The sequence below is a fragment of the Synechococcus sp. R6-7 genome (assembly GCF_047461695.1).
GTDB lineage: Bacteria > Cyanobacteriota > Cyanobacteriia > Thermostichales > Thermostichaceae > Thermostichus.
Window position 1 is genome coordinate 1 of sequence record NZ_JANSHS010000342.1, and the last position, 9,171, is coordinate 9,171.

Consider the following 9,171-nt stretch of genomic DNA (forward strand, 5'->3'; position numbering starts at 1 on the left):
CCCCCTCTTGATCCAGAAGGGAGATCAGCAAATGCTCGGTTTCCAACTGTTGCTGCTGGTGCCGCCGGGCCACATCTTGGGATTGGACAATGGCGCTCCAAGCTTTTTCGGTAAATTGGTTGGGATTGGTGGGCTGCATAGGAGTTCGGCAGAGCTTTGCTACTCAGTATAGGAAGGCAATACAGACACAGGGAGCACCCTGGACTCTTTCGGGGCAGTAGAGCTGGGTGCCGGAAGCTCCGGTAGGATCTTCCTGATCTAGGTATCGCCTATTTTGCCAGAGCCAGAGTTCGCAACAACCGTCCTCTCCAGCTGCGATCCATGGAGGGATCCCCGCCTTATTCTTCTTCTTCGTAGGGACGGCCTTCCCCGATTACCGCCAGGTCAATTTGTTGGCGGTAGTAATCCACGTTCTTAATCTGCACCTCCACCCGATCCCCCAGGCGAAACTGGCGCCGACTCTTGCGTCCCACCAGCGCCTGCTGACGGCTGCGGTACTCGTACCAATCGTTTTTCAGGGTGCTGACCCGCACCAAGCCTTCCGCCAAGATGGGATCCACCTGGACAAAAAAGCCGTAGTTCTGGACACCGATGATTAGGCCGGGGAACACCTCTCCCAGGTGCTTTTGCATGAACTCAGAGCGCTTCAGGCCCATCAGCTCCCGCTCCGCCTGCTGCCGGATCCGGTACCCCTCCTGAATTTTGGGCAGTTGCGCCTGGAGAAACGCCTGCCATTCCTCCTGCACCTTGGGCGGCAACACCTGCCAGTCGATTTGGCCGTAGCCGCTGGGGCCGTGCAGATCCACCACGGTTTTGGAGCGAGGGCTGCGGCGATCGCGTCCTTTGCTCAGGGCCAGGTGCAGAGCACGCAAATTGAGCAAGTCGGCATAGCGGCGCAAGGGGGCCGTAAAGGTGGCGTAGGGTTCTTTGAGGCCCAAGCCAAAATGGCCGAGTTGCTCTTCCAGAGGCTGAAGACGATACTCGACCGGGGGCAAGGTGGCCAGCATCTGCGCCACCAAGGCCGGGCTCGCGCCAGAGGCCAACACATCGGGAGCGGTGATGCGGGCACAAATCCGCTGCCAGTCCGCCAGAGTTACGACAGCGGGATCTTGCAAATTCAGATCCAGCTTCATGGCATTGGCCAGGCGCAAAAAGCTCTGCAGGGCCTCGGCGGCAGGGGCAGGCTGCACGCGGGCCAAAGAAGGGATCCCCAACTGGCGCAAATGGTGGCCCAGGATTTGGTTGGCCAGCAGGAGAATTTCCGTCATCAGGGCATGGGCGCCGAGGCGATCGCTGATCAAGAGGGGGCCGTAGCCGCTTTCATCGGCAGAGTGGGGAGTGAGCAAATCCAACAGGGGCAGGTCAAATCCCCCCGCCTGGTGACGTTTGGCCCGTAGGATCTGGCTGAGGCGCAGCAGATTTTGCAGCAGGGCCATCAACTCCGGCACTTCTTCGTCGGGGCCCAAGTCGGCGGTGGTGGCCAAAAGAGCCTGCACCTGACCATAGGACAGGTGAGCCCGCGATTGCACCAGGCTGGGGTAAATCTCGAAGTTTTGTACCACCCCTTCTGGGTCGAGGGTCACTAGCAGTGAATAGGCCAAGCGCTCCTGCTGTGGCAACAGAGCCAGGCGGTTGTGCACCTCCGGCGGAAAGAGAGGCAGCACCATCGTATCGAGGTAGACGGTGGCCGTCCGCTGCTGAGCCTCTTGCTCCAAGGGGTGGTCGGGATCCAGCCAATGGGCCACGTCGGCAATGTGGATCCCCAGCAGCCAGTGGTCATTCTCTTGCCGCTGCAAGGAAACAGCCACGTTGGGTTCCAAGCCGTGGGGATGCTGCAGATCCAAAGGCTCCAAAGTGATGCAAAACCAATCGCGCAGATCGCGGCGGCCCTTTTGGTCAGAGCGGCTGAGCTTTTTGGGCAGAGCTGCTGCTGCCTCCAACACCGGGGCGGGAAACTCCTGCGGCAGGTCGTACTTGCAACAGACCAAATCTGCATCGATGGAGGCTTCTGGGCCGTCGCCCAAGATTTTGCGAATGGTTCCGGTTGGGGGTAGATCCCCCAGCGGGTAGCGATCCACCTCCACATAGGCCACCCGCCCCTCTGCCAGCTCGACAGGGGATCCCTCCGTCAGGGCCAGCTCGAACAGCAGCCGGTCATCCAAGGGCACAACCCGAAAACCCTGTTCCGTCTGTTTGAGGCGACCCACCAGGGCAGAATTGGCCCGCTCCACAACGGCCACCACCTCTCCTTCTGGACTGCGGCGACGGTTGCCATCTTTGGTGACCCGCGCCAACACCTGATCCCCATTCCAGGCGCCGCTGAGGTTGCTGCCGTGGATGTACACATCCTCCACCCCCGGCTCGTCCCGAATGGCGAAGCAAAAGCCTTTGCTGGAACAGCGCAAACGCCCCACCACCAAAGATTCGTCCGGCTTGCGCCGATAGCGAGGGGGATCCCCTAGTCGTTCCAGAAACCCGGCCCGCACCAGGCCATCTAGGGCAATCTCCAGCATTTCCGGCGCTTCTGGGTCGGCGGACTGCAAGAGAGCAAGAAGAGTATCTTTGTCGGTCAATTGCTCGGGAGGCTGAGAGAGAAAATGCTGAAAAATTCGAGAGAAGTCCATTTTGGGTATTGGCAAAAGAGGAGAGAAGAAGAGGGGTTAAGACATCGCAAGACCCAACCCGTTGGCGTTAGTCACGCTGGCCGGTGACGATAAAAGCTACCCGCTGACCGATGTTGGTGCTGTGGTCGGCCAGACGCTCCAGGTAACGGATCGCCAGCAACATCAATAGAATAGGCTCGACCGATCCGCGAATGTCAGACTGCTGCGCCAACGTATTGTAAAGGTTAGTGTAATCTTCATCAACGGCGTCGTCTTCCCGCTTCAGTTGTCGGCCCAGGTCGGCGTCCAATTCTGTCAGGGCCACCAGGCTGTGGCTGAGCATTTTCTGGCAGCGCTGCATCATCACCTGAATACGACCCAGCTCCGGGGGCGGCGGGTACATGACCAAGCGCAGGGCCACTTCGGCCAAATCTTTGGCGTAGTCGCCAATCCGCTCCAGATCGCGTACCAGTTGCATCAGGGTACTGATCCAGCGCAGATCCCGCGCCACCGGGGAGCGCAAGGCAATCAAATTAATACAGTCTTTCTCGATTTGACGATAAAAACGGTCAATTTGCTTGTCTTGGGCGATCACCTGTTCGGCGGCGGCCAAGTTCTGTTCAAACAGGGCCTGCTGGGCCAAGACCACCGACTTTTCCACCAGCGCCCCCATGCGCAGCACGTCCTGCTGTACCCGTTTGATGTGAAGTTGCAGCTCGGCTTGCCCCATGGCTTTCTCCCATGAATGTGGGCAGGGGGGAAATGTCTGCAGTCGTTTTGGATTCAACAGAGCCAGTTGATCTCAATCATGGCAAACTTCGCCTGGAATAGGGGCAGGGAAGATGGCCAACTTGGGGGAAGATGAAAATAGCGGTTGCCCTCTGAGGGGGATTCGTCCTCTGGAGTTCTCGGGTTGCTTTGTCGATTGAGACGGTCTCATGGCTCTTCCCCCCATCATTGTGTTGGACGATGATCCCACCGGATCCCAAACCGTTCACAGTTGCTTGCTCCTCACCCGCTGGGATCCGCAGACTTTGAAGCTGGGGTTGCAGGATAGCTCGCCAATTCGCTTTATCCTCACCAACACCCGATCCCTGCCGCCGGCCAAGGCCGAAGAGGTGACGCGGTCGGTCTGCCGGGCCCTCAAGCAGGCCATGGGGGAGCTGGGGTGGGAGCGGGCCCTTTTTGTTAGCCGCTCCGACTCGACGCTGCGGGGGCATTACCCCTTGGAAACGGATGTGATGGCAGCGGAGCTGGGGCCCTTCGATGCCCATTTTCTGGTGCCGGCCTTTTTTGAGGGAGGGCGCATCACCCGCAACAGTGTCCACTACCTACGGGTGGGGGAGCGCTGGGTGCCGGTGCATGAGACGGAGTTTGCTCGGGATGCGGTGTTTGGCTACCACCACAGCTATTTGCCGGACTATGTGCAGGAGAAAACCCAGGGGCGGATCCGGGCTGAGCAGGTGGAGCGATTGACCCTAGAGCAGATTCGCGCCGGCTGTCTGGAGCGGCTTTTGAGTCTGGAGGGGAATGTCTGCTGTGTGGTGGATGGAGAAACCCAGGCGGATCTGGATCGCTTTGCCCAGGATGTTTGGGCGGCTATAGAGCAGGGGAAGCGCTTTTTGTTCCGCAGCGCCGCCAGCCTCTTGACGGCTCTGGCCCAATTGCCGCCACAGCCGGTTCTGCCAGAGCAGATGGGGCGGTTTGTCCGCTCAGATCGGCCAGGGGTGGTGATTGTGGGATCCCATGTGCAAAAGTCCAGCCAGCAGTTGGCCCGCCTTCTGCAGGAGCCTGAAACCCAAGGCATCGAGGTGGAGGTGAGGCGACTATTGGATCCCGACGCGGAGCTGCTGCCAGGGATCCTGGCCCAAGTTCACAGCGCCTACGAGAAGGGTCTGACGCCGGTGGTCTACACCAGCCGAGAGGAACTGACGTTCGAAAAGGACGCCGTAGAAATGCGCCTAGCTTTTGGGCAGAAGGTTTCCCGGTTGTTGATGGGTGTGGTGCAGGGGCTGCCAGAAGGGATCGGCTATCTCATCAGCAAGGGCGGCATCACCTCCAACGACACCCTCAGCGTTGGCCTCAACTTGCCGGCGGTGCGTCTGCTGGGGCAAGTCTACCCTGGGATCTCGATGGTGATCACCCCGGCAGACCATCCCCGCTTTCCCAACCTGCCGGTGGTGTTGTTTCCGGGCAATGTCGGCGAGGCGGATACGCTGCTTTTGCTCCACCGTCGCCTCAAAAGTCGGGGCTTGATTTAGGGTGAAGAGGATGGTCTTGTGGGTTCCTCCTGCCGATGGCTGAAGTTGTCCCCCCGCCGGAAGCCTTGCCCGCCTCGGATGCCTGGTGGGGATCCCTGCGGCAGCCGCAGGCGGAACTGCCCCCGGCAGTGGTTCACCCTTCTTCCGCTCGTTTGGGCAGCCAATCCTGGGATGCCGATGTGGTGATTGCCGGCGGCACCTTGGGGATCCTTCTGGGGGCGGCTTTGGCCAAGCGGGGCTGGCGGGTGATCCTGCTGGAGCGCGGGATCCTGCGGGGGCGGGAGCAGGAGTGGAACACCTCACACCAGGAGCTGCAGGTGTTGTTAGAGCTGGAGCTGCTTACCCCGCCCGAGTGGGAGGCAGTCCAGGTTACCCACTACCCGAGGGGGCGGATTGGCTTTGGGGAGGGCCCCCACTGGTGGGTGGAGGGAGTGCTGAATGTGGGCGTGGATCCAGTCAGCCTCCTGGAGTTCCTCAAGCAGCATTTCCTGGCCTGGGGGGGCCAAGTGTGGGAGCAGACTGCCTTTCAAAGTGCCACCGTTCACCCCGATGGGATCTGCCTCCAGACCACCAAGGGACAGATCCGTGCTCAACTGCTGGTGGATGCCATGGGGCACCGCTCGCCCATCGCGGCCCAGGCTCGCCAAGGGCAGCCGCCAGATAGCGTCTGTCTGGTGGTGGGATCCTGTGCCCAAGGGCTGCCAGACCAACCCAGCGGGGATCTCTTCTACAGCTTTACCCCGGCCCAGAACGGCTACCAGCCCTTTTGGGAAGCTTTCCCTGCCCGCGATGGGCGCACCACCTATCTTTTTACCTACTGCGACCGGGATCCCCGGCGGCCTAGTCTAGAGCAGCTCTGGCGGGATTACTGCCGGCTGCTGCCAGCCTACCAGGGGGTGGAGCTGGCCCAGATCCGCTGGGTGCGCAAGCTATGTGGCGTTTTCCCCGCCTACCGCCGCAGCCCGCTGCAACTGCCCTGGGATCGCCTATTGGCGGTGGGGGATAGCAGTGGCAGCCAGTCGCCTCTAAGCTTTGGCGGCTTTGGCGCCATGTTGCGCCACCTGGATCGCCTACAGCAGGGGATCCACGAGGCCCTTGCACAGCGGCAGTTGGATCGGGCGGCCCTGGTCTTGCTACAACCCTACCAGCCCAACTTGGCCGTGACCTGGCTATTTCAGAAGGCCATGATTCCCCCTCTGCAGAACAAAAGTTGGGATCCCAATAGCATTAACCGCCTGTTGAGCAGGGTGTTTGCGGCCATGGTTGCCGCTGGCCCCCAGGTGGTGCAGCCCTTTTTGCAGGATGTGGTGCAGTTTGGCGGCTTGGCCCAGGCCCTGTGGGGGGTGACGCGTCGGGATCCCAGCTTGGTAGCCAGACTTTTGCCTCGGTTGGGGTTGCCGGAGCTGGTGGCATGGGCGGGCCACTTTGGTGCCCTTGGCCTCTACGAGCTGCTGCAAAGGCTAACAGATCGCCCGGAGCCGGAAACCAACCCCCAGGACTACTTCTGGAAGCGGCGCCGCGAGGCTTGGCGCTACGGCTGCGGTCAAGATTACAAGTTATTTCCATGGTGATTCTGTAGATATTCTATCTGAAAATAGGGGCTTTGAACGAGCTTGAGACGTTCCCCTGACAATCTGCACCGCCGAGGCCCTAACTCGCAGTTTTTATCTCATTAGGAAGAGGAAAGTTGAGAGCCAAGGAGCGGTTGCACTACTGTAATTCAACATAGCTGCAATCAAGACACTCAAGAGATATCGAAACATTGTCAATGTGATCAAGCTCACCATTACGTTTCACGACGTTTGATATCCATAGTGGAAGAGTTGGGAATTCTTTATCCATCCACTCGTCAGTGTAGGAGTTAGCCATGGTTATTCTCGACTACAGCGATGCAGACAGTGGCTTCTGGGCTTCGACTCCTCAGGGTTTGGTGGAGGTGATCAAGTTTCAGAATCACTTCTACGCCCTTCGGCAAGTGTACAAACGCGCCCAAGACGCGATATCTGCCTGTCGCGCCGACATTGAAAGGGGATTTCTTAGCATTGTGGTGCAGTTTGAGAATCACGCGGAAGTGTGGGCTCAACTGTCGCCGGGCGTACCCGTGCAGTCCCAACCAGAGGCTGCTCCTACGGGCAACCCTGCCAAGCCCAAGCTGACCTATCGCGGCCAACCGGTGAGCAAACCTTCCCGAAATCCCAGCCTCGCCCGCAGGCCCTTGCCTGACTCCCTCTATTTCCGCGGCGCGAAGATCGGCTAGACCGTTTCCGTTTGCCAGGTCTGGAGCGGTCGAGATTTCCCTTCTGGCCGCAGCCATCTGCGTTAGCGGTGCAAAGCACCATAGAGGCCCACCCCATAGCCCAGTACCTCAACCGGATCCCCTTGGCTTTCTGCCGGCAGTTGGGATCCCTTGCCCAACCACTGGGCCTCGTGGCTATCCAAAAGCTTCTCCCAGGTGCCGCTGGGCCATTGGGTATAGGTGACTGGCTGATCGGGGCTGAAATTGAAAAGGGCAAGCAAAGCCTGGGATCCCTGGCGGCGGTGCAGAGCTAGGCCAGAGTTGGAAAAGAGCTCCACTTCCACCCCGTCCCGCTCCAGATGCTGGAGGGCCGGCTGGGTTTTGCGCAGCCGGATCAGGGCCTGGTACCACTTCCAGAGAACCTGGTGGTGACCGGCCTTTTTCAAGTCCCAATTCAGCTTGGAGCGCAGGAAAGTCTCTTCAGCTTGGGGATCCGGCGGCTCTCCCTGCCAGGCAAAGGCGCTGAACTCGCGGCGGCGTCCCTGTCGTACCGCTTCCACCAAATCGGGATCCCCGTGGCTGACAAAATACAGAAATGGCGCCACTTCCCCATACTCTTCCCCCATAAATAGCAGCGGCAGCATGGGAGCTAGCAGCAGGGCAGCGGCAGCCAATTTGAGGCCCTCGAAAGAGGTGAGCTGGCTAAGGCGCTCTCCCAGCCTGCGGTTGCCCACCTGGTCGTGGTTTTGAATGCAGACAACAAATTGGGATCCCGGTCGCCCAACAGCGGAGTTGCCGTGACGCCTGGCGCGGTAGCAGGAGTACTGGCCAGAATAAACGTAGCTCTCCCGGTAAGCCTTGGCCAGGTGCTCCAATTCGCCAAAGTCCTGGTAGTAGCCTGTCTTTTCCCCGGTAAGCAGGGTGTGAAGTGAGTGGTGGAAGTCATCGCACCACTGGGCATCTAGCCCGTAGCCCCCTTGCTCTCGGGGGGTGATGAGGCGGACATCGTTGAGGTCGCTTTCGGCAATGAGAACCCTGGGCCGGCCAGTGCGAGCTTCTAGGGCATCCACCTGCTCTGCCAATTCCTGCAAGAAGGGGTAGGCGCTGAAGTCGTAGATGGCATGCACCGCGTCCAGCCGCAGCCCATCGAGATGAAACTCCTCCAGCCAGTACTCGGCGTTTTGTAGGAAAAACTCTCGCACGCCGTCAGAATAGCGGTCGTCGAAGTTGAGGGCATCCCCCCAAGGGGTGTGGTACTTGTCGGTGAAGTAGGGGCCAAAATCCCGCAGGTAGTTCCCCTCCGGCCCCAGGTGGTTGTAGACCACATCCAAGATGACGGCCAAACCCAGTTGGTGGCAGGCATTGACTAGGGCTTTGAAGCCTGCCGCTCCTCCATAGCTGGTCTGCACCGCGTAGGGGTAGACGCCGTCGTAGCCCCAGTTGCGCTCTCCTGGAAACTGGGCCACCGGCATCAGCTCCAGCACGTTTACCCCCAACTCCACCAACTCCGGCAGGCGAGGGATCAGAGCAGCAAAGGTGCCCTCAGGGGTAAAGGTGCCCACATGCAGCTCGTAGAGGATCCACTGAGACAGGGGGATCCCCTTCCACCCCTGATCCTGCCAGTCGAAGTGGGGATCCACCACCCGCGAAGGGCCGTGGACGCCGTAGGGCTGGCAGCGGGAAGCGGGATCCGGCCGCTCCACTACCCCTGCTGAGGTGTGCAGGCGGTAGAGGTAGTCCACTGGCCCAGGTGGGATCCCGTCCACCTCCCCCTGCCAATAGCCCTGCTCATCCCGCACTAGAGTAAAGCAACGTTGGACAGGGCTGAGCAGCTTCAGCTCCACCTGCTCAACCAAGGGCGCCCACACCGAGAAGTGATAGCAGCCTGAGCCCAGGGGATAGGCGCCCATCCGCCCGGCCTGGAAGAAAGGAGAAGCCTGCAACACAGAATCTATCCCGCAACTCGGCTTCCACTATAGCGAGCATGCCTGGCAAAGGCCGGAGAGTGGGTTTTTGGCTTCTCCTCTGCCATAGTGGAATGGGTCTGATACATTTACGCTGAACACTGCTG

7 protein-coding genes are annotated in these 9,171 nt (G+C 60.0%); 3 read left to right on the top strand and 4 right to left on the bottom strand.

Features of this window, described 5'->3' with window-relative positions; genetic code table 11:
- From NW815_RS10295 to phoU, 3 genes are all read right to left on the bottom strand, one after another.
- Positions 1-139: Clp protease N-terminal domain-containing protein (locus tag NW815_RS10295; RefSeq protein WP_414415980.1), on the bottom strand; the 139-nt coding region annotated here is incomplete at its 3' end.
- Positions 140-338: 199 nt separating this feature from the next.
- On the bottom strand, positions 339-2,624 hold the full coding sequence (locus NW815_RS10300; protein WP_414415979.1) for a ribonuclease R family protein: 2,286 nt from the start codon (positions 2,622-2,624) through the stop codon (positions 339-341).
- Between the two features lie 67 nt (positions 2,625-2,691).
- Positions 2,692-3,333, bottom strand: a complete 642-nt coding sequence (phoU, locus tag NW815_RS10305; protein ID WP_414357802.1) for a phosphate signaling complex protein PhoU — start codon at positions 3,331-3,333, stop codon at positions 2,692-2,694.
- Positions 3,334-3,541: 208 nt separating this feature from the next.
- Between phoU and NW815_RS10310 the strand changes: the two genes are divergently transcribed.
- From NW815_RS10310 to NW815_RS10320, 3 genes are all read left to right on the top strand, one after another.
- The gene (locus tag NW815_RS10310) at positions 3,542-4,864 is read left to right on the top strand and encodes a four-carbon acid sugar kinase family protein (protein WP_414388891.1); all 1,323 of its coding nucleotides are present in this window, start codon (positions 3,542-3,544) and stop codon (positions 4,862-4,864) included.
- 35 nt (positions 4,865-4,899) lie between these two features.
- A complete protein-coding gene (locus NW815_RS10315; RefSeq protein WP_414388893.1) occupies positions 4,900-6,435 on the top strand; it encodes an NAD(P)/FAD-dependent oxidoreductase in 1,536 nt (511 codons plus the stop codon).
- 296 nt (positions 6,436-6,731) lie between these two features.
- Positions 6,732-7,121 carry a hypothetical protein gene (locus NW815_RS10320; RefSeq protein WP_414332498.1) on the top strand — a complete coding sequence of 130 codons (390 nt, stop codon included), beginning with the start codon at positions 6,732-6,734 and terminating at the stop codon, positions 7,119-7,121.
- Positions 7,122-7,183: 62 nt separating this feature from the next.
- Here the strand turns inward: NW815_RS10320 and treZ are convergent, their stop codons facing one another.
- A complete protein-coding gene (gene treZ, locus NW815_RS10325; protein WP_414388895.1) occupies positions 7,184-9,046 on the bottom strand; it encodes a malto-oligosyltrehalose trehalohydrolase in 1,863 nt (620 codons plus the stop codon).
- Positions 9,047-9,171: the final 125 nt, after the last annotated feature.